Annotated in this window: 17 protein-coding genes; 5 read left to right on the top strand and 12 right to left on the bottom strand. The window is 60.5% G+C overall.

From position 1 onward, the window contains the following. Position 1 precedes the first annotated feature (1 nt). Positions 2–1,222 (top strand): DUF1501 domain-containing protein, encoded by a 1,221-nt coding sequence (locus tag FHT85_RS14710; protein ID WP_112411130.1) that lies wholly within the window; start codon positions 2–4, stop codon positions 1,220–1,222. Positions 1,223–1,270: 48 nt separating this feature from the next. On the opposite strand, the gene FHT85_RS14715 is transcribed toward FHT85_RS14710, so the two are convergent. After that, on the bottom strand, positions 1,271–2,452 hold the full coding sequence (locus FHT85_RS14715) for an MFS transporter (protein ID WP_312861345.1): 1,182 nt from the start codon (positions 2,450–2,452) through the stop codon (positions 1,271–1,273). 190 nt (positions 2,453–2,642) lie between these two features. On the opposite strand from FHT85_RS14715, the gene FHT85_RS14720 reads away from it, so the two are divergent. After that, positions 2,643–3,344 (top strand): FadR/GntR family transcriptional regulator, encoded by a 702-nt coding sequence (locus FHT85_RS14720; RefSeq protein ID WP_112411128.1) that lies wholly within the window; start codon positions 2,643–2,645, stop codon positions 3,342–3,344. Here the strand turns inward: FHT85_RS14720 and aspA are convergent. Beyond that, the gene (gene aspA, locus FHT85_RS14725; RefSeq protein ID WP_112411127.1) at positions 3,328–4,755 is read right to left on the bottom strand and encodes an aspartate ammonia-lyase; all 1,428 of its coding nucleotides are present in this window, start codon (positions 4,753–4,755) and stop codon (positions 3,328–3,330) included. The two genes, FHT85_RS14720 and aspA, sit on opposite strands and share 17 nt — an antisense overlap. A 271-nt stretch (positions 4,756–5,026) precedes the next feature. On the opposite strand from aspA, the gene FHT85_RS14730 reads away from it, so the two are divergent. Together FHT85_RS14730 and FHT85_RS14735 are read left to right on the top strand one after the other, a co-directional pair. Beyond that, positions 5,027–6,478 carry an amino acid permease gene (locus FHT85_RS14730; protein ID WP_112401286.1) on the top strand — a complete coding sequence of 484 codons (1,452 nt, stop codon included), beginning with the start codon at positions 5,027–5,029 and terminating at the stop codon, positions 6,476–6,478. Continuing rightward, entirely contained in the window at positions 6,475–7,437 is a 963-nt protein-coding gene (locus FHT85_RS14735) for an asparaginase domain-containing protein (RefSeq protein WP_112411126.1), read from the top strand. Before FHT85_RS14730 ends, FHT85_RS14735 begins: the two co-directional genes overlap by 4 nt. 70 nt (positions 7,438–7,507) lie before the next feature. Here the strand turns inward: FHT85_RS14735 and FHT85_RS14740 are convergent, their stop codons facing one another. Together FHT85_RS14740 and aceA are read right to left on the bottom strand one after the other, a co-directional pair. Then, positions 7,508–7,753: a hypothetical protein gene (locus FHT85_RS14740; protein ID WP_015342730.1), complete on the bottom strand. Its 246-nt coding sequence runs from the start codon at positions 7,751–7,753 to the stop codon at positions 7,508–7,510. 26 nt (positions 7,754–7,779) lie between these two features. Then, complete coding sequence (gene aceA, locus FHT85_RS14745; protein WP_112411125.1) at positions 7,780–9,069, bottom strand: isocitrate lyase; 1,290 nt, start codon at positions 9,067–9,069, stop codon at positions 7,780–7,782. Between the two features lie 207 nt (positions 9,070–9,276). On the opposite strand from aceA, the gene FHT85_RS14750 reads away from it, so the two are divergent. After that, a complete protein-coding gene (locus FHT85_RS14750) occupies positions 9,277–10,689 on the top strand; it encodes a short-chain fatty acyl-CoA regulator family protein (RefSeq protein ID WP_112411124.1) in 1,413 nt (470 codons plus the stop codon). A 97-nt stretch (positions 10,690–10,786) separates the two neighbouring features. On the opposite strand, the gene FHT85_RS14755 is transcribed toward FHT85_RS14750, so the two are convergent. The 8 genes from FHT85_RS14755 to FHT85_RS14790 all read right to left on the bottom strand — a co-directional run bounded on the left by FHT85_RS14755 (position 10,787) and on the right by FHT85_RS14790 (position 19,063). Then, positions 10,787–11,731: a sugar kinase gene (locus FHT85_RS14755; RefSeq protein ID WP_112411123.1), complete on the bottom strand. Its 945-nt coding sequence runs from the start codon at positions 11,729–11,731 to the stop codon at positions 10,787–10,789. After that, positions 11,728–12,774, bottom strand: coding sequence for an ABC transporter ATP-binding protein (locus FHT85_RS14760; protein WP_112411122.1), 1,047 nt, complete (start codon positions 12,772–12,774; stop codon positions 11,728–11,730). Before FHT85_RS14760 ends, FHT85_RS14755 begins: the two co-directional genes overlap by 4 nt. A gap of 30 nt (positions 12,775–12,804) precedes the next feature. Beyond that, positions 12,805–13,620, bottom strand: a complete 816-nt coding sequence (locus FHT85_RS14765) for a carbohydrate ABC transporter permease (RefSeq protein ID WP_112411121.1) — start codon at positions 13,618–13,620, stop codon at positions 12,805–12,807. 1 nt (position 13,621) lies between these two features. Next, entirely contained in the window at positions 13,622–14,557 is a 936-nt protein-coding gene (locus tag FHT85_RS14770; RefSeq protein WP_112339526.1) for a carbohydrate ABC transporter permease, read from the bottom strand. Further along, on the bottom strand, positions 14,557–15,888 hold the full coding sequence (locus FHT85_RS14775; RefSeq protein ID WP_112411120.1) for an ABC transporter substrate-binding protein: 1,332 nt from the start codon (positions 15,886–15,888) through the stop codon (positions 14,557–14,559). Before FHT85_RS14775 ends, FHT85_RS14770 begins: the two co-directional genes overlap by 1 nt. Before the next feature lie 59 nt (positions 15,889–15,947). Further along, on the bottom strand, positions 15,948–16,607 hold the full coding sequence (locus FHT85_RS14780) for a GntR family transcriptional regulator (RefSeq protein WP_112411119.1): 660 nt from the start codon (positions 16,605–16,607) through the stop codon (positions 15,948–15,950). A 21-nt stretch (positions 16,608–16,628) separates the two neighbouring features. After that, complete coding sequence (locus FHT85_RS14785; protein ID WP_112411118.1) at positions 16,629–17,513, bottom strand: dihydrodipicolinate synthase family protein; 885 nt, start codon at positions 17,511–17,513, stop codon at positions 16,629–16,631. Positions 17,514–17,770: 257 nt separating this feature from the next. Continuing rightward, a complete protein-coding gene (locus FHT85_RS14790) occupies positions 17,771–19,063 on the bottom strand; it encodes an amidohydrolase family protein (protein ID WP_112411117.1) in 1,293 nt (430 codons plus the stop codon). Positions 19,064–19,077: the final 14 nt, after the last annotated feature.

A 19,077-nucleotide genomic window follows, 5' to 3' on the forward strand; every position in this document is an offset into this window, starting at 1 on the left:
CATGACCTGCGAACTCATGACCCCCACCCGTCGTGCCGTACTTGGCGCTTCCGGCGCCTTGTTTGCCTGGGCGTTCATCCCGCGCTTCGCCCATGCCGCCGGCGGACGCGATCCGCGTTTTATCACTATTATCCTGCGTGGGGCGCTTGATGGTCTGACCGCCGTCCCGCCCGTTGGCGATCCCGATTACCAGGCTTTGCGGCAGGCGATCGCCATGACGACGAGCGGCCCCGAGGCGGCGTTACCGCTCGACAGCTTCTTTGCGCTGCATCCGTCGATGCCAAATTTCAACAGGCTCTATCGCGCTGGGCAGGCGGCCGTCGTGCATGCCAGTGCGACGCCCTATCGCGATCGGTCCCATTTCGACGGTCAGGACGTACTGGAGTCCGGTTACGAAATGCCCGGCCGCGTCGAATCCGGATGGCTGAACCGGATGCTGGAGGGCCTTCCGAAGGGCGACAAGGTTTCACCGGGAGCTTCGGAGATCCGAGGCCTCTCGGTCGGTGCCAATGCACCGCTTGTCATTCGCGGCAAGGCGCCGGTACTCGGCTGGTCGCCATCGACCCTCCAGCCGGTGAGTGACGATCTGCCGCCGCGGCTGATGGATCTCTACAACCACACCGACCCGCTCTTTGCGAAAATCCTCACTGAGGGCATTTCGACCGGCAAGATCGCTGCCGGCCTCGATGTCAAGGCGAAGGGAGGGCCCGGCGATCCCACAGGCATGGAACAGATGGCGAGAGGGGCCGCGCGTCTTTTGGCCCAGGACGATGGTCCTCGCGTTGCGGCACTGGCCTTCGAAGGATGGGATACCCATGCCGGAGAGGTCGATCGGCTGAACAAACTGCTCGTCGGGCTCGACAATTCCTTTGCCGCCTTCCAGCAGGAGCTTGGTCCGGCTTGGAAAGATACCGCTATTCTTGTTGCAACCGAATTCGGTCGCACGGCGCAGGTCAACGGTACACAGGGCACCGACCACGGCACTGGAACGGCCGCCTTCCTCGCCGGCGGCGCGATCAAGGGTGGCCGGATCATCGCCGATTGGCCCGGTCTCAAGCAGGCGCAATTGCGTGATGGCCGCGATCTTGCCGCCACGACGGATCTGCGCGCTGTGGTCAAGGGTATCGCGGTCGATCTACTTGGCGCGTCACCGGCGCTATTGACGCGCGATGTCTTCCCGGGCTCCGATCACGTCCTGCCGATGAAAGGGCTCATCGCCTGACTTGTGTGCCGGCGGCCGGTGTTAAGGGCCGCGGCCTTCCAATAGAAATTACGTGAGAGCGGCGTTTGGAGGAACGGCGCCACTGCGCCTTTCGTTGGCTGCGGAGAGGATGGCAACCACGCAGGCCAAGGCAAGCGTGATGGCGCCGAGCACCGGCAAACTGCGATAGCCATATCCGCTCTCGAGCAGTGCGGCGCCGACGCTTGCTGCGATCGCGATCCCGATATTGAACCCCGACGGAATGAGCGAGGAAGCAAGGCCTGGTGCATCGGCGGTCCACATCAGGATGCGAGCCTGGATAGGGGTGCCGATGGCAAAATTAAGCGCGCCCCAAACGAAGATCGCCACACTTATCGGCAAGGGGTAGGGGCTGACCAGATAAAGGACGACGAGTATCGCAGACTGGATAGCGAGCATCGCGATAAGCGAGGGCATCAGCTTCCAGTCCGACAGCCTGCCGCCGATCACAACCCCCAATGTCGCCCCGACGCCATTGAGCAGGAGGACCCAGGGAATAAGCATGGCATCCAGGCCGGTCACTTCACGCAGCAGCGGCGTTATGTAGGTGAACGGCACCATCTGGCCGATCATCAAAGCGAGCATCATGATGAGAGATGTCCAGACCTGCTGACGGCCGAGAACACGCACTTCTCCGCTCAAATGGCCGGATTGCTGAGTTTCTGCCTTCGTCTGCGGGATCAAGACCCATATCGCGGCCAACGCGACCACACCGACCAAGGTCATTGCCCAAAACGTCGTCCGCCATCCCCAAAGTCCACCGATGGCCGCGCCAAGAGGAACGCCGACAATATTGGAGACCGTCAGCCCTGCAAGGATCACGGAAACCGCACGTCCTCGAAATGCCGGTGGGACGAGGCCGACCGCGACCACCATGGCAATCCCGAAATAGGCGCCGTGAGCAATTGCGGTCGCGACGCGGAAGAGGAGCATGGCGGCGAAATCGGGCGCAAGCGCACAGGCGATCTGGCCCAGGCAAAAGGCGATCGTCAGAGCGATCAGAATGGTCCGGCGCGAAACCTGTCGTGTCGCCATGGTCAGGAGTGGTCCGCCGAGTGCGATTCCCAGTGCGTAACCCGATACCAGATAGCCGGCAAAAGGGATCGAGACATCAAGACCCTGCGCCACGTCCGGAAGAATGCCCGCGATGACGAACTCGGTCGTGCCGAAAGCAAAGGCGGCCAGAAACAAAGCGAAGAGGGGTAAGGGCACGATGACGTTCCACATAAAGGAATAGGGATTTCTTTATATCGCCGGCGAAGGCGGTATCAAGTGCAAGTTGTTGCCGATGGCGTTATCAACATAAAGTCGGCTTTTCGAATTGTGTTGAGGCCCCGCGTGCAAGCGCCATTTCGTGAGCCGATCCTTGACAAGCGCGGAATGTTTGTGAAGTTTGACTGTCATGAGTGAGGTGGCTGATTGGTTATCTGATACAAGTCCGATCAGTCGGAAAAACGCTGCCGAGGCAGTGTTTGAGGATATTCGTTCGGCGATAACATCGGGACGGTTGGTGGTCGGGACACGGCTGCCCGCCGAGTCGCAGCTTGCCGTGCACTATGGTGTCAGCCGTCCGATCGTCCGCGAAGCACTCCGTTCGCTTCAGACGCTCGGCCTCACCCAGACGCGCACGGGCAGCGGCACCTATGTTTTGACCTCCACTCCTGGTCCGGAACTCCATTATGGCGGTTATTCCGCCCGCGACCTGATCGAGGCGCGTCCGTTCATCGAGGTCCCGGCCGCAGGTTGGGCGGCGCTACGGCGCACGGGGCAGCAGTTGGCGCGCCTGCTCGAACTTTGCCATGAGATGGACCGGGAAGAAGACCCTTTGAAGTGGGTAACTCTGGACTCGGAATTCCATTCGATGATTGCCGAAGCTTCCGGAAACGCCGTCTTTTCCAAGATCGTTTCCGACGCCCGCGATGCACTGATGCGCCAGTCGGAGCTCGTCAACATGATGGCCCAGCGCCGCGAGGCCTCGAATGTCGAGCACCGCCGCATCGTCGAGGCGATTGCGGCGGCATCGGAGGAGGAGGCCATCGCGGCGATGGAGGCCCATCTCGGTCAGGTTAAGCGCGTGGTGACCACGATTATCGGTCAGGATTAGCCGCTTCGTTGAGACCAGCGGGCAAGTTGGCGAGGCGCTCCGGCCGCAACGCCTCGAAGAGTTCTTCCGCGGTTAGATATCCATGGTCCAGCACGATTTCCGGCACTGTGCGTCCGGTTGCCAGCGCCTCGCGCGCAACTTTGGTCGCTGCCTGGTAGCCGATCAACGGATTGAGTGCCGTCGCAAGGCCGATCGATTCCTGCAGGCGCTGCGCCATGAGAGCCGGATTGGCCGTGATGCCATCGATGCAGCGTTCGGCGAGGATATGGCAGGCCGCGGTCAGATGCATGATGCTTTCCGACAGCGAACGCACGATAATCGGCTCGAAGGCATTGAGTTGCAGCTGCCCTGCTTCCGCTGCCATCGTCACGGTGATGTCGTTGCCGATGACGGAGAAGGCCACCTGGTTGACCATTTCCGGGATTACAGGATTGACCTTGCCGGGCATGATGCTCGAACCGGCCTGCATCGCCGGCAGCGTGATCTCGCCGATGCCGGCGCGAGGGCCGGAAGAAAGCAGGCGCAGATCGTTGCAAGTCTTCGACAGCTTGACCGCGACGCGCTTCAGCACGCCGGAGAGGTGGACGAAGGCGCCGGGGTCTTGCGTTGCTTCGATGAGGTCGCTTGCGGTAACCAGCGGGCGGCCCGTCAGCCGGGCGAGATGAGTGCAGGCAAGGGCGGCATAGCCAACGGGCGCATTGAGGCCGGTGCCGATGGCAGTAGCGCCGAGATTGACCTCATGCAGGAGAGCGGCCGATTCGATCAGGCGAGATCGATCTTCCCCGAGCATCACGGCAAAGGTCCTGAATTCCTGACCAAGCGTCATCGGCACGGCGTCCTGCAGCTGCGTGCGGCCGATCTTTAGAATGCGGTCGAATTCCTTGGCCTTGCGTTCGAAGGCCTCCTGCAGCGTTTCCATTGCCGCCGCGAGATTGTCGATCGCTTCGATGAGCGCGACGTTGACGGCTGTCGGATAGGCGTCGTTGGTGGATTGGCTTAGATTGACGTGATCGTTCGGGTGAAGGTGAGCATAGTCGCCTTTGGCATGGCCGAGCAATTCGAGCGCGCGGTTGGCGACGACCTCATTGGCGTTCATGTTGGTGGAAGTGCCGGCGCCGCCTTGAATCACGTCGACGACGAACTGGTCGTGAAGCTCGCCGGCGCGGATTTCGCGGCAAGCGCGCACGATTGCATCGAGCTTGTCTTCGCTCAGCAAGCCCAGCTCGTGATTGGCAAGAGCCGCTGCTTCCTTGACGAAGGCCAAGCCTCGGATGAGATGCGCATAGCGGCCGATTGGTGTTCCCGTCACCTGGAAATTCTCCACGGCTCTTGCCGTGTGCACCCCCCAATAAACCTCGGCGGGAATATCCTTCTCGCCCAGCAGGTCATACTCGCTTCGCGTCTTGACCACATTATCCTCCTACATGGAAATCAAGCTAAATCTGTCAAGCTGTATGACAGATTTAGAAATCTGTTATCCCTTGGCTCCTGCCGCGTCAATAAGTGTCGTTGGCTTGACCCGCCGTTATTTCTGTGTCTAAGAGGAAATCTGTCATACAGCATTACAGCATGACCGGCGATCGTTAAGCTCGATCGACGGCCAGATTAAGGCAATGGATCCGGTTGGGTGCAACATCAGCACCCCGGATCCGCTCATGGACAAACGGCTCGAGGGAGGAGCAATGTCAGTCGAACCAATTCAGAATATTCCGGCGGATCGCCGGCCGCCGGTCAATGAGGACCTTGGCTATCACAAGGCCTTGAAGCCGCGGCAGATCCAGATGATCGCCATTGGCGGCGCGATTGGCACCGGTCTTTTCCTTGGCGCAGGCGGACGCCTCGCCGCGGCAGGTCCGGCTCTCATCTTCGTCTATGCGCTCTGCGGTTTCTTTGCCTTTCTCGTGTTGCGCGCGCTTGGCGAACTGATCATGCACCGCCCGAGCTCCGGCTCCTTCGTTTCTTACGCCCGCGAGTTCTACGGCGAGAAGATGGCCTTTGCCGTCGGTTGGATGTACTGGCTGAACTGGGCCATGACATCGGTTGCCGATGTGACGGCCGTCGCCCTCTACATGAATTTCTTCAAGCACTACGTGCCCTGGCTGGCCGGTATCGACCAGTGGGTCTTCGCGCTGATCGCGCTGATGGTGGTGCTGGCCATGAACCTTCTGTCGGTGAAGGTCTTCGGCGAGCTCGAATTCTGGTTCAGCCTGATCAAGGTTCTGGCGCTGGTCAGCTTCCTCGTCATTGGCATCTATTTCGTCGTGTCAGGCACGCCGATTGCCGGTCATTCGGCTGGTTTCAGCATCATCAGCGATAGCGGTGGTTTCTTCCCCAATGGCATCTTGCCGGCCTTCGTCATCATACAGGGCGTGGTCTTTGCCTATGCATCGATCGAACTGATCGGCACGACCGCCGGCGAAACCGAAGATCCGCGCAAGGTGATGCCGGGTGCGATCCGCACGGTAGTCGCTCGTCTGTTGGTCTTCTATGTCGGCTCGGTCCTGCTTCTGTCGCTGCTTCTGCCCTACACGGCCTACAAGGCGGGTGAGAGCCCGTTCGTCACCTTCTTCGGGACGATCGGTATCCAAGGTGCCGATATCATCATGAACCTCGTCGTGCTGACGGCCGTTCTGTCCTCGCTCAATGCCGGCCTTTATTCGACGGGTCGCATCTTGCATTCGATGGCGGTTTCGGGCTCGGCACCGGCAGCGCTCGCCAAGATGAACAAGGCCGGTGTGCCCTATGTCGGTATCGCCGTGACGGCTGTCGTGACCGTCATCGGCGTGGCGTTGAACGCCGTCGTGCCGTCGGCCGCTTTCGAGATTGCCCTCAATATCTCGGCGCTCGGTATCATCTCCGCCTGGGGCGTGATCGTATTGTGCCAACTGAAGCTCTGGAAGTTGTCGCAGCGCGGCGAGATGGCCCGCCCGGATTTCCGCATGTTCGGCGCGCCCTACACCGGTATCCTGACGCTCGTTTTCCTCTTCGCGGTACTGGTGCTGATGGCGCTCGACTATCCCGTCGGCACGTGGACGATTGCGTCCCTCATCCTGATCGCACCGGCTCTTGTCATCGGCTGGTATCTGTTGCGTGACCGCATCTATCGGTTGGCGGCCGAGCGGGGCCAGTCGTGACGGCAGGGCAAGTCAATCCGCTGGTGGCAGTCATTGCCACCGGCGGCACCATTGCAAGCGAGCGCACCGATAGCGGCGCCAGCATACCGTCGTTGACGGGTGAAAGCCTGCTGGCGCTTCTTCCCAACATGCCTGTCGATCTCAGACCCATCGAGCTGATGGCGAAGGATTCGGCGAGCCTGACGCTCGCCGACATGCAGGAGATCAGCGACAAGGTCGGCGAACTGCTCGCCGATGATGCCATCAGCGGCATCGTCATTTTGCATGGTACGGACGCCATGGAAGAGACGGCGCTGCTTGTCCATCTGCAGCATGGCTTGATTAAGCCCGTCGTGTTTACCGGTGCGCAATTTACCGCTGATCATCCCACGGCAGACGGGCCTGGCAATCTCGCCGCGGCCGTTGCCGCAGCCGTCGATCCGGCCAATGCGGGCCGCGGCGTGCTCGTCTGTTTCGGCGGCCGCCTGCTGCCGGCTTGGGGGCTTTATAAGCACTCTTCCGATGTTGCCGACGCTTTTCGACAATCGCGGCCGCTCGAAAATCCGCCAAGCCCGCGCCTTGCGGCGGCACTTGATAACGTGCGGATTGATGTCGTTGCAATCTACCCTGGCTGTGACTCCGTGTATGTGGATGCGAGCCTCAGGGCCGACGCCCATGGCATCGTTCTGGCTGCCCTCGGTTCCGGCAATGCCAATCCGCGTCTGGTCGAAGCCGTCAGGCGGTGTGCCGAAGTCGGCGTACCTGTCGTGGTTTCCAGCCGCGTACCGGATGGATTGCTCGTTTCCAGCTATGGTGGCGGCGGGGGCGGACATGATCTTGCTGCGGCCGGTGCAATCCATTCCTCGACGCTACGCCCGGGGCAGGCGAGAATTTTGCTGGCAGCCCTCGTCGCGTCCGGTGCAAGCGCGGAGGCAATCGAGCACACGTTTGCGGACTTCGTCAGCGACGCTACGCCCTGATTGCAGCCACGAAAACGGGCCGCCCCTCGATTGACGGCGCGGCCCGAATATTCGCTGAATACTGTCTTCGTTATGCCGTTTGCGTTGCCTTGGCGACGACGACGGGAATCAAGAGATCCCCCCAGTTGCCGTTCCCGCCGTGGTGGCGGGCCGAGCGGACCAGTTCGACCGAAACGCCGGCTTCGACCGCATTCATCACAGTCTGGTTGAGGCGATGCAGCTCATTGGCCAGCATGCGGATGACCGCCTGCTGATCGGCATTCATGGTGAGAGATTGCTCCTCCGCTCTCTCGCGAACGCGTGCTATCGATGCCATGTCATTCTCCTCCTAATTTCCTGATATCACTCTGCTGCCGGTTTGAATTGGGCATGCTCTGTCGATCCGTGCATGGCCGTTGTCGATGACTGGCCGCCGGTGATCGCTAGCGAGACCGCATCGAAATAGCCGGTGCCCACTTCGCGCTGGTGCTTGGTGGCGGTGTAGCCATTGGCCTCGGCTGCAAATTCGGCTTCCTGCAGCTCCGAATAGGCGACCATCTGGCGAGCCTTGTAGCCGCGGGCGAGCTCGAACATGCCGAAATTCAGCTGGTGGAAGCCGGCAAGCGTGATGAACTGGAACTTGTAGCCCATGGCGCCAAGCTCGCGCTGGAATTTTGCGATTGTCGCGTCATCCAGGTTCTTCTTCCAGTTGAAGGACGGCGAGCAATTGTAAGCCAGCAGCTTGCCGGGATGAACCCGATGCACGCCCTCGGCAAATTTACGTGCCTGTTCCAGATCCGGTTTCGACGTTTCGCACCAGATGAGGTCGCAATGCGGTGCATAGGCGACGGCGCGGGCGATGCAGGGCTCGATGCCGTTCCTGACCTGATAGAAGCCTTCGACCGTGCGTCCTGCACCGTAGTCGACGAAGGGTTGGTCGCGCTCATCGATGTCCGAGGTCAGAAGCTTGGCTGCCTCGGCGTCGGTACGCGCCACCACGAGGGTCGGCGCGCCCATGACGTCGGCGGCAAGCCTCGCCGCGTCGAGATTGCGGATATGCGCAGCCGTCGGAATGAGCACCTTGCCGCCAAGATGGCCGCACTTTTTCTCAGATGCCAGCTGATCCTCGAAATGGACGCCGGCAGCACCCGCCTCGATATAGGCCTTCATGATCTCGAAGGCATTGAGGGGGCCGCCGAAGCCCGCTTCGGCATCGGCGACGATCGGCGCAAACCATGTGTCGACGGAAAGCCCTTTGCCTTCGGCGGTTTCGATCTGGTCGGCCCTTTGCAGCGTGCGGTTGATGCGCTTGGCCAACTCTGGACCCGCATTGGCAGGATACAGCGATTGGTCGGGGTACATGGCCGAGGCCGTATTGGCGTCGGCGGCGACCTGCCATCCCGAGAGATAGATCGCCTTCAGGCCGGCGCGAACCATCTGCATGGCCTGATTGCCCGAAAGCGCGCCAAGCGCATTGACGAAATCCTCCTCGTGAATGAGCTGCCAGAGACGGTTCGCACCCATTTCGGCCAATGAGTGCCGAATGGTGATCGAGCCGCGCAACCGCTCCACATCCGCGGCCTGATAGGGGCGCTCGATACCATCGAAACGTCCGGCGGGCGCGCTGGGAACCAGTTTGTAAAAATCTGTCATGCTACTCTCCCGATACTTCTTCTCGATCCCCCGATCGATCTAGATTTGCATGACTACTTTTACAATACCGATGCTGCGGGAGCGAGGAAAACCGGAAAATCCTGTTAGATAAAAGGGTTATGATGTGTTAGTGTTGACATCGGTCTTCGGTAAAATTGTAAATTTTGTAAAAGATTGCTGACTGAGGAATTGTGAAAGGTATGACACATGGTTGAGCGCAAGATCTTTGCCGGCCCGAAGGTTCGGCGCATCCGCATGGGCCTCGGTCTGACGCAGACGACGATGGCGCAGGCGCTCGATATCTCGCCGTCCTATCTCAATCTCATCGAGCGCAATCAGCGGCCGCTGACCGTGCAATTGCTGTTGAAGCTTTCGGCAGTCTATAAGGTCGACCTCGACGAACTGCAGGGCGGTGAGGCCGGCAGTGCAGGGCAATTGCGTGAAGTCTTTGCCGATCCGCTGCTGTCAGGCGAGATTCCTGGAGATCAGGAGCTGATCGAGCTTGCCGAAGCCGCGCCGAATGCGGCAAACGGCGTGATCCGGCTTTATCGCGCCTATCGCGAGCAGGCCGCAAGACTGTCCGACCTCGCCGAACTTCTGACCCGCGACGGTAGGGTTGCCGAGGTCGCCGGACCACGCTTGCCGCTCGACGAGGTTCACGATCGCCTGCAGTCGCGCCCGAATTTCTTTGCCGGCATCGAAGATGCTGCGGAAACCTTCCATGAACGCCTATCGCCCGGCGACGACCTGACGGGCGCTTTGAAGGCATGGCTAAAGGCCGAGCATGGCATCGCGGTACGCCTGTTGCCGGTGCACGCCATGCCTGGCTTGCGTCGGCGCTATGACCGGCATTCGATGCGGCTTTTCCTATCGGAGCGTCTGTCGCCCTTTGATCAGATCCGGGAGATTGCGACAGAAGTCTCTCTTTTGGCCCTGCGCGAGGAGATCGCCGCCGAGCTGACCTCCCTCACGCTTTCGACACCAGAAGCCAACCGCATCGCCCGCTTCGAGCTGGCGCGCTACGCGTCCCATGCGCTTCTGATGCCCTATGGTGCCTATCTTTCGGCAGCGCAGCGACTGCATTATGATATCGAAGCCCTCGGCGCTCGCTTCGGCGTCTCCTATGAGCAGGCCGCCACACGGCTGACCAGCCTGCAGCGTCCGGGCGCATCCGGCATCCCGTTTTTCCTGATGGAGATCGACAATGCCGGCCACCGCCTGCGCAAGATGGGCGCTCAAGGCTTTCCGCAGGCGCGCTTCGGCGGCGCCTGTCCGAAGCTCAATATCCATGCCGCTTTTGCACAGCCCGGGCAGATATTGGTGGACGCTACCCAAATGCCTGATGGCGCTGGTTTTCTGACCGTATCACGGACGATCGAGGGGCCACGGGCCGATTTCGGCGAAAGGGTACGCCGCACGGCACTTCTGATCGGCTGCGATATCGCCCATCGTGACGAGGTGGTCTATGGCAAGGGGTTGGATGCCAATCAGATCCCAATCGGCCCCGCCTGCCGCCTATGCGAGCGTCAGGGCTGTCTGGCGAGAGCCGAGCCGCCGGTGACGCGCCCGCTTGGCCTCGATGAAATGGCGGCCGGTCTAAGTGTGTTCGATTTTCAGTGACTGCATTGATTGCCATTGTTGAAAATAAGGTCTGAACCTCGCCGCGACGAGTGGAAGACCTGGCCTCATCGAGAATGCTGCGCTCGCGACCGGGCTTTCAAAGCGAACGGGATCGGCCGATCACCTCGGCCCGCGTCGGTGCCCCGGATCGTCCCCCAAAGGACTCGCACTTGATGGCAGCGGCTATGGAGGAAAAGCGGATTGCGTCTGCCGGCGCCATTCTCTCGGCAATCGCCAGCGCGAAGGCGCCGTGAAAAATGTCTCCTGCGGCAAGCGTGTCAACAGCCTTGACGGAAATAGTCGGGCAATGCGCGGCGGCGTCGTTTTGCTCGTCGAACCAGTAGCTGCCGGCCGCCCCTGCCGTGACGCAGATGAAAGCATGATCGAAGCGCTGTTTCAGACGATGCGCCATCGCGGACACATCGCTCGCTCCCGTCAGGCGCTGTGCGGCCGGCTCGGAAAAGACAATATGGGTCGCTTCCGGTGCCAGTTGTTCGATGATGCCGTCAGGAGCCACGTCGCCGTCGAGAATGGCGGGCTTGCCCATCGCTCTGGCAGTTTTGAGAACCTGCAGCGCCAGCGCCGGCCAGCGAACGTCCACCAGCACAGCATCGAATGCAGCGATATGCTCGGCCGTGAATTCCTTCACTGTATGGTGCAGCTTCGGATCGTAGAAGGGAACGATCAGCCTTTCGCCGTCATCGTCCACCAGGATCGTCGAGACAGCGGAACGGGCGCCACCTACACGCAGCATGCCGTCCATATCGATGCCGGCGGCATCCAGATCGCGGATAATACGCTCGCCGGTATCGTCGTCACCAACGGCGCCCCATAGGCTCGCCTCGCCACTGAGCCGGACGATGGCATAGGCAGCGCTGGAGGCCATGCCCTCGGCGATCTGCAGCATGTCATAAGGCAAAACCTTCCCCTGACCGTGCGGAAGGGTATGGACGCGAAAGAGCGTATCGAGAACAGCGGCGCCGACGCAAAGAACGTGCTTGGCCGCGCCGGCGGGCGGATCGAAGATGGATGGAGCGGTCAAAGTCGCTTTCCGCTCGCCTTGTCGAAAAGATGGATGCTTGCCGGATCGATGCCGATTTCGATCTTGTCGCCGAAGCGAATATTCAGCCGCTCGCGGAACAGGCAGGAGATTTCCTCGCCGCCGCAATCGAGCTTGGCATAGATCTCAGATCCCGTGCCTTCGACAATGCCGACGCGTGCCGACAGGCCGCTTGCCGCAGCGCGGATATGTTCGGGCCTGATGCCGTAGACGAGGGGATGTCCCCTGTACTCTGCGATCGGAAAGCCTTCCGGCAAGGGCAGGATGAGACCCTTGTCGCTGCGGAAGACGCCTTCCTCGATCCTGCCGTCGATGAAGTTCATCGAGGGCGAACCGATGAAACCCGCGACGAACAGGTTGGCTGGACGATCGTAGAGTTCGAGCGGCGCACCGACCTGCTCGATCAGGCCGCCATGCAGCACGACGATCTTGTCGGCCATGGTCATGGCCTCGACCTGATCGTGCGTCACGTAGATCGTCGTCGTGCCGACGCGCTGATGCATGGATTTGATCTCGCCGCGCATCTGGACGCGCAGCTTCGCGTCGAGATTGGAGAGCGGCTCGTCGAACAGGAAGACCTGCGGATCCCGCACCAGTGCGCGGCCCATGGCGACGCGCTGGCGCTGGCCGCCGGAAAGCTGACGAGGCAGATTTTCCAGGCCAAGGATGGCGGCCGCCTTCTGCACCTTGGCGGCGATTTCGGAAGCGTTTGCTTTTTTCAGCTTCAGCGCAAAGCCCATGTTTTCGGCGACCGTCATATGCGGATAGAGCGCATAGTTCTGAAAGACCATCGCGATATCGCGGTCGCGCGCCGGCAGATGGCTGACTTCGCGCCGACCGATATGAATTTCACCGTCGCTGACCTCCTCGAGCCCGGCGATCATGCGCAGCAGGGTGGACTTTCCGCAGCCCGAAGGGCCGACAAGGACGACGAATTCGCCGTCAGCGATATCGACGCTGATATCGTGAATGACCTTTACCTGGCCGTAGCGCTTCTGAATGCTCTGTATATTGACGGGTGCCATGAATGTGATCCTATCCAAAAGGGGAGGCGGTCATTTGACCGCGCCGGCCGTCAGGCCGGCGATGATCTGTCGTTGCGCGAACATGGTCAGCACGAGCACCGGCAGCGTCACGATCAGGGCCGCCGCCGCAAGCGGTCCCCAGCTCACCTGCTCGAAGGAGAGCATGTTATAGACGGCCACCGGCAGTGTGCGGGTCTCGCGGCTCGCAAGCACGATGCCGAAGACGAAATTGTTCCACGAGAAGATGACCGAAAGAATGAAGGCGACGACGATGCCGGGGCGGGCGATCGGCAGGGCGACGAGGCGGAAGACCTGCCATGGCGTCGCGCCATCGATGCTTGCCGCCTCCTCCAGTTCCATCGGCGTCGTCTCGAAATAGCCGATCATGATCCAGACGACGATCGGCACTGTGACGACGAGATGGATGATGATCTGCGGCCAGAGCGTTCCAAGCAGATTGAGCCATTGGAACAGCAAAAACAACGGGATGAGGAAGGAAAGACCGGGCGTCATGCGAGCGATCATAATGACGACAGCAGATTTCTCAGCTTTCAGCCGCGCGATACCGTAGCCGGCCGGCACGCCGATGAGGAGCGCGAGTAGGGTGGCTGCCCCCGTCACAAGGATCGAATTCCAGAAATAGAGGAAGAAGTTGTTTTCCTGGAAGACATTGACGTAGTTCGTCCAGGCGAAACGGTCCGGAATGAGGATTGGCGGATAGGCGCCGTTATCGATCTCGTATTTCAGCGACAGCGAGATCATCCAGAGGAAGAACAGAATAACGGGCGAGACGATGACCAGGGCCACGAAGACCAGGCCGATGCGGTTGAGTGTCGAGCGCTTCATCTCAATGTCCCTCCGCATCGGTCCATTTCGTCCGCTGCCGCATCATCAGGAGGATGAAGGAAAGCGCGACGATGATGATGAAGAACACCACTGCCATGGCCGAGCCATAGCCGATGTCGTAATAGGAAAAGGCGGTGTTGTAGAGATAGATGTTGATGGTCTCTGACGCCGTTCCCGGGCCGCCTTGCGTCATCGCATAGATGATGTCGAAGCTCTTGATCGCATCGATGCCACGGATGATGACGGCGATCATCAGGAAAGGCGAGATCATCGGCAGCGTCAGATAGCGGAACTTCTGCCAGGCGTTGGCGCCGTCGATTTCGGCGCTCTCATAAGGTTCGCGCGGCACGGAGGCGAGGCCGCCGAGCACGATCAGCATGACCAGCGGCGTCCATTGCCAGACTTCGACCAGAACAAGCGAGGGGATGACGCTTGTCTGGTTGTAGATCCATTCCTGCGGTCCGATGCCGACAAATGATAGCAGGTAGTTGAGCACGCCGAGTTGCGGATGGAACATCATGGTCCAGACGAGGGCCACGGCAACCGGCGTTGCCATCATCGGCATGACGAAGATGCCACGCAGGAAACCGCGCAACGGAAAGTTCGCATCGAAGATGAGTGCGGCCAGCGTTCCGAAGATCAAGGGGCCGACGACGGAGAGCACGGTATAGAAAACCGTGTGCCAAAGGGATTCCCAAAAGCGTGCGTCAGTCGCCAGCCGCACATAATTGTCCCAGCCGACGAAACTCTGCGATTGACCGAGCGTCCACTTGTTCACGCTCATCCACAGGGTGAAAACCCAGGGAAAGACGATGACAGCGGCAATCACGATCAGCGCGGGGATGACGAAGGGCCAGTAGTTGGTAGCAAGCCGTTGCGGCTTGCTCCTTCCTTTGGTTGCCTTCGCCGCAGTATCTTCGATGCTCACAGAAGCCATCATCCCTCGCTTCGTGCCAGAACCGGCTCGAACTGGGCGGTCGCCGTCTTCAGTTCAGCTGCGGGATCTGCGCCACCGATCATGTTCGTCAGCGCGACACCGTAGATGTCGCGGAACTCGGTGACCGGGATGATAACGGGCAGCGCGAGCTGAGAGACCTTGGCGGAGCCGGCGACGGCATCGAGCCAGGCACCCGGCATCTTCACACCCTCGCGCACCTTCTGATCCTCCAGGATGGATTGGCGGAAGGGAACACCGGCGCCTGCCTGCAGGAGGCGCGCGCCCATGTCGTGCGAAATCGCCCATTGGCAGAAGAGATAAGCGGCTTCCTTTTTCTGGCTGGCCGCCGTCACGCCGAGGCCGTCGCCGGTCGTCGCCGCTGCCTGCGCATTCGGTCCTTTCGGCATGACGCCGTAGCCAACCTGGCCGACGACGCGGGATTTTTCCGGGTTTTCGATCGGCGGCGCAAATCCGACGCCATCGACCCACATGCCGATCTTGCCCTGCAGGAAGGCCGATTGCGCTTCGGCCCAGTTGAAGCCGGAGACACCCGGAGGCGCCGATTTCGTCATCAGGCGCTGATAGAGCTTGGCAGCGTCGACCGCGCCCTGCGATTCCGTCTGCAGCTTGCCGTCAGCCGAAAGCGGCGTCGTGCCATAGCCGAGCATGAAGGTCGTCCACACCGGCGCGTTGGCATTCTTCAGGCCGCGTGCCACGAAGCCGTAGGTATTGGTCGACTTGTCGGTCAGCGCCTCGGCGGCCTTCGCCATATCTTCGAAGGTTTCCGGATAGGCGAGGCCCTTCTTCTCGAACAGGGCCTTGTTCCAGTAGACGATCCAGTAGTCGACCGAGAAGGGCAGGGAGCGCATGACGCCTGCGGAATCCTTGGCGAACTTCAGGCCAGCCTCGGCGAAATCGCTCTCCGTCAACGACGGATCGGTGAGCGACGGGTCCTTCATGAAGCCGCTGATATCGGCAAGCCAGCCGCCCTTTTCGAACTGGCGCTTCTGGACGTGATAGCTCAGATGCACGACGTCGAAGCTTGGCTTGCCGGAGCTGAGCTCGATCGTGGTCTTCTGTCGCTGCTGTTGTTCCGGCGTCGCCTCGGCATTGACCTTGATGCCGGTCAGGGCTTCGAACTCGCTTAAGTATTTGAGGATCGTCTCGCTGCGCGGGCTCTTGACCAGATTGACCTCGAGCGTCGTGTCGGCAAAGCGCTTCCAGTCTACCGCGGCTGAGGCGGTGCGCACGCCCATAAGGCTCGTTGCGCCTAGTGCGGCCGTGCCGGCCATGAAGCCGCGACGTGTCGGATTGAAAAATGACGATGACATGTTGTTCCTCCTCCTCTGGCCGAAAATCTCCTCATTCGCGGCCTGTTGTCTAAAGCTGTTTACATCTTTAACGCGCGATCCCGCGCTCCGCCGATATGGGCTACCAGCGCGGTAACCGCCTCTTCGGCTGAGCGCCTCTCAATGGCTTCAAGCACTTTCAGATGCTCTTCCATAACCGGGCCGACATGGCCGTTGATGCGAAACCTGTCCTGGCTGATCAGCCGCATCTTGATCGAATTGACCCGATAGGCATTCGAGATGATCGTGTTGCAGAGCGCATCGATGAAGGCATCGTGCATGCCCCAGTCCACCGACTGCGCGTGAAGTTCGAGTTCTTGCGAGCTGTCGCCGGCCCGAATGGCATCCGCGATATCGCGATGGTCCTTCAAAAGCTTGGCAATCGTCTCGTCTGACGCCGAATAGGTGAACAGCGCGACGGCTTCCTTTTCCAGAAAGAGACGGAGCTGGAAAGCCTCCCGGATCAGGTCGAGATCGATATGCGCGATCTGCAATCCGCGCTGTGGAACCGTCTTGATCAGCCCTTCGGCCTCCAGGCGCGGGATCAATTCGCGGATCGCGCCGAGCGTCAGTCCCGTTAGTTCGACTAACCGCCGCTGCGATATGAATTGCCCAGGGCGAACGTCGCGCGCCAAAAGATGGCGCGTGAAGCTCTCATAGGCTTTCTCTCTCAACGTCGTCTGTTCGCCTGGTCCGTCCATCGGGAGCTCCGGGCTGTTCGGTTAGGCTGCCTTAGCGCGAAACAGCGCGCCGAAAGCGGCAAAGAGCGTGTCGGAATCTTGGCTGTTCAATGCCACGAGCGGCGGACGTACAGCGAGCCAGCCATCGTTGTCAGTCAAACAGGCGAGAATGGCCTTGATCGAGGGGATGACCGGATAGTTCAGCAGTTGCCCGACGAAGCGCTCCACATTGGCGTCGTCGATGCCCTTTTCCGCCATGACCTGAACTTCGCGAGGAAGGAGATTTGCCATGCCGGAGATTGCTCCCTGTCCGCCGAGCCGAACGCCGCGGGCCAGATGCCGCTCGTCACCGATCAGTATGATGAGATCGCCATGCGTCTTCAGCAACTCCTCGGTATAGGGCCAATCGCCGGAGGAGTCCTTGACGCCGACAACAACATCCGGAAATGCGGCGCGCAGGCGGCCGACCAGCGAGATCGAGAGCGGCACCATCGTCACCGACGGAATATTGTAGACGATCACGTCGCGGGCATGGGTGCCGAGCATGGTGAAAACGGCCGAAAACCATTTGAAGAGGCCGTCGTCGCTGACATTCTTGAAGTAGGAGGGTGGGGCGAGGAGAATGTTGCGGACACCTTGTGCCAGCGCCTGTCCAGCCTGGGCAGCGGCATCCTCGGCGGCATCGACGAGCACGCCCATGACGATTTGCTTGGGCGCAATGCCGGCGGCGAGCATCGCGGCCAGAACCTGCTTGCGCTCCTGCATGCCGATCGACGCGCCTTCGCCCGTGGTGCCGAAAAGGGTGACGCTCTTGCAGCCATTGGCAAGGCAATGCTTCGCCTGCTCGATCACGCCTGGGATTGCAATCTCGCCATCCGCGTCGAAAGCTGTTGCCAGCGCGGCCGACAGGCCAAAATTCTCACTCATCCGATCCTCCCAAACTCATGAGTTAGTGCGTAGCATACTGACATGTTAGTTGTAAAGTAAAGTTCGTTTCAGTGATGCATATGTGATTTACTGGATGAGGAAGAGGATCGCGAGGGAACTTCCGCCGCGACGAATATTGGATATGCAGCGTGCTGTTGCCGCCGAATTTTGTGGCGCAGACCATGCTTGGCTCGACCGCGCGGAGAAAGCACGATCAGCGACGTTGCAATGATATCGCTTGTTAGGCTGGCGAGGTGTTAGTTCCCGACAGGCACATAATCGAGCCCGCCATCGATCTGCGAAGGCCGCCCGTCGAGGAAAAGCTCGCCGATGCGCGGCGCCGAGCGGGCGATGACCTTGCCGCGCTTGATAACGGCGAGGCGATTGGGTTTCAGGCGCAGCGCTTCCAGCGTGTCGACTGCCTGCAGTACGACGAAATCGGCATTGCAGCCCTTTTCCAGGCCGTAGCCTTCAAGGCCGAGCGTCCTGGCGGAGTTGACGGTGAGTGCGTCGAAGATCTTCTTCTTGTCTTCGATGCCCGCCATCTGCGCAACGTGGATGGCCATATGACCGACTTCGAGCATGTCGCCCGAGCCCATCGAATACCAGGGATCCATTACGCAATCGTGGCCGAAGGAGACGTTAAGTCCGGCATCCATCACTTCGCGCACGCGCGTCATGCCGCGCCGTTTAGGATAGGTGTCGTGCCGGCCTTGCAGCATGATGTTGATGAGCGGGTTGGGGATGACGTTGATCTTCGCCTCCGCCATCAATGGGATGAGCTTGGAGACGTAATAATTGTCCATCGAATGCATCGAGGTCAGGTGCGAGCCTGCGACCCGGCCCTGCAGTCCGAAGCGGATAGTCTCTGCCGCCAGCGTCTCGATATGGCGCGACATCGGATCGTCGGTTTCGTCGCAATGCATGTCGACGGGAAGGCCGCGATCGGCCGCGATCCTGCAAAGTGCCTCGACCGAGGCTCTGCCTTCATCCATCGTCCGCTCGAAATGCGGAATGCCGCCGACGATATCGACGCCCATGTCGAGCGCGCGTTCAAGAGAGGCCACGCCATCCTTGGCGCGATAGTAGCCATCCTGCGGGAAGGCGACGAGCTGCAGGTCGATATAGGGCTTGACCCTCTCCTTCACCTCCAGAAGCGCCTCGGCTGTCACCAGCTTTGGATCGGAGGTGTCGACGTGGCTGCGGATGAAGAGCAGGCCTTGGGTGACGGCGAGATCGCAGTAGCGCAATGCGCGATCGACAAGCTCCTCCTTCGTCACGATCGGGCGCAGCTCTCCCCAAAGCGCGATGCCCTCCAGAAGCGTGCCGGAAATATTCATGCGCGGCAGGCCAAGCGAAAGCGTCGCATCCATATGGAAGTGCGGATCGACGAAGGGCGGGCTCACCAGCCGGTTGGTCGCATCGATTTCTTCCTTTGCCTCGGCGGCGATCGAGGCTTCGATTGCTGCGATCTTGCCGTCCTTGACCGCAATGTCGATGCCCTTGCGGCCATCAGGCAGATTGGCGTTACGAATGATCAGATCGAACATGGAAGGCTCCTTGG

This window comes from Rhizobium sp. BK312, from assembly GCF_014193605.1.
In the GTDB taxonomy this organism is placed as follows: Bacteria; Pseudomonadota; Alphaproteobacteria; order Rhizobiales; family Rhizobiaceae; genus Rhizobium.

Excerpts from the sequence above, each read along its gene's own strand:
- FHT85_RS14730 (WP_112401286.1), top strand. The coding sequence starts at position 5,027 with ATGTCAGTCGAACCAATTCAGAATATTCCGGCGGATCGCCGGCCGCCG.
- FHT85_RS14770 (WP_112339526.1), bottom strand. The coding sequence starts at position 14,557 with ATGGCTTCTGTGAGCATCGAAGATACTGCGGCGAAGGCAACCAAAGGA.
- FHT85_RS14740 (WP_015342730.1), bottom strand. The coding sequence starts at position 7,753 with ATGGCATCGATAGCACGCGTTCGCGAGAGAGCGGAGGAGCAATCTCTC.
- FHT85_RS14785 (WP_112411118.1), bottom strand. The coding sequence starts at position 17,513 with ATGAGTGAGAATTTTGGCCTGTCGGCCGCGCTGGCAACAGCTTTCGAC.
- FHT85_RS14720 (WP_112411128.1), top strand. The coding sequence starts at position 2,643 with ATGAGTGAGGTGGCTGATTGGTTATCTGATACAAGTCCGATCAGTCGG.
- aceA (WP_112411125.1), bottom strand. The coding sequence starts at position 9,069 with ATGACAGATTTTTACAAACTGGTTCCCAGCGCGCCCGCCGGACGTTTC.
- FHT85_RS14790 (WP_112411117.1), bottom strand. The coding sequence starts at position 19,063 with ATGTTCGATCTGATCATTCGTAACGCCAATCTGCCTGATGGCCGCAAG.
- FHT85_RS14750 (WP_112411124.1), top strand. The coding sequence starts at position 9,277 with ATGGTTGAGCGCAAGATCTTTGCCGGCCCGAAGGTTCGGCGCATCCGC.
- FHT85_RS14760 (WP_112411122.1), bottom strand. The coding sequence starts at position 12,774 with ATGGCACCCGTCAATATACAGAGCATTCAGAAGCGCTACGGCCAGGTA.
- FHT85_RS14765 (WP_112411121.1), bottom strand. The coding sequence starts at position 13,620 with ATGAAGCGCTCGACACTCAACCGCATCGGCCTGGTCTTCGTGGCCCTG.
- FHT85_RS14775 (WP_112411120.1), bottom strand. The coding sequence starts at position 15,888 with ATGTCATCGTCATTTTTCAATCCGACACGTCGCGGCTTCATGGCCGGC.
- FHT85_RS14780 (WP_112411119.1), bottom strand. The coding sequence starts at position 16,607 with ATGGACGGACCAGGCGAACAGACGACGTTGAGAGAGAAAGCCTATGAG.
- FHT85_RS14710 (WP_112411130.1), top strand. The coding sequence starts at position 2 with ATGACCTGCGAACTCATGACCCCCACCCGTCGTGCCGTACTTGGCGCT.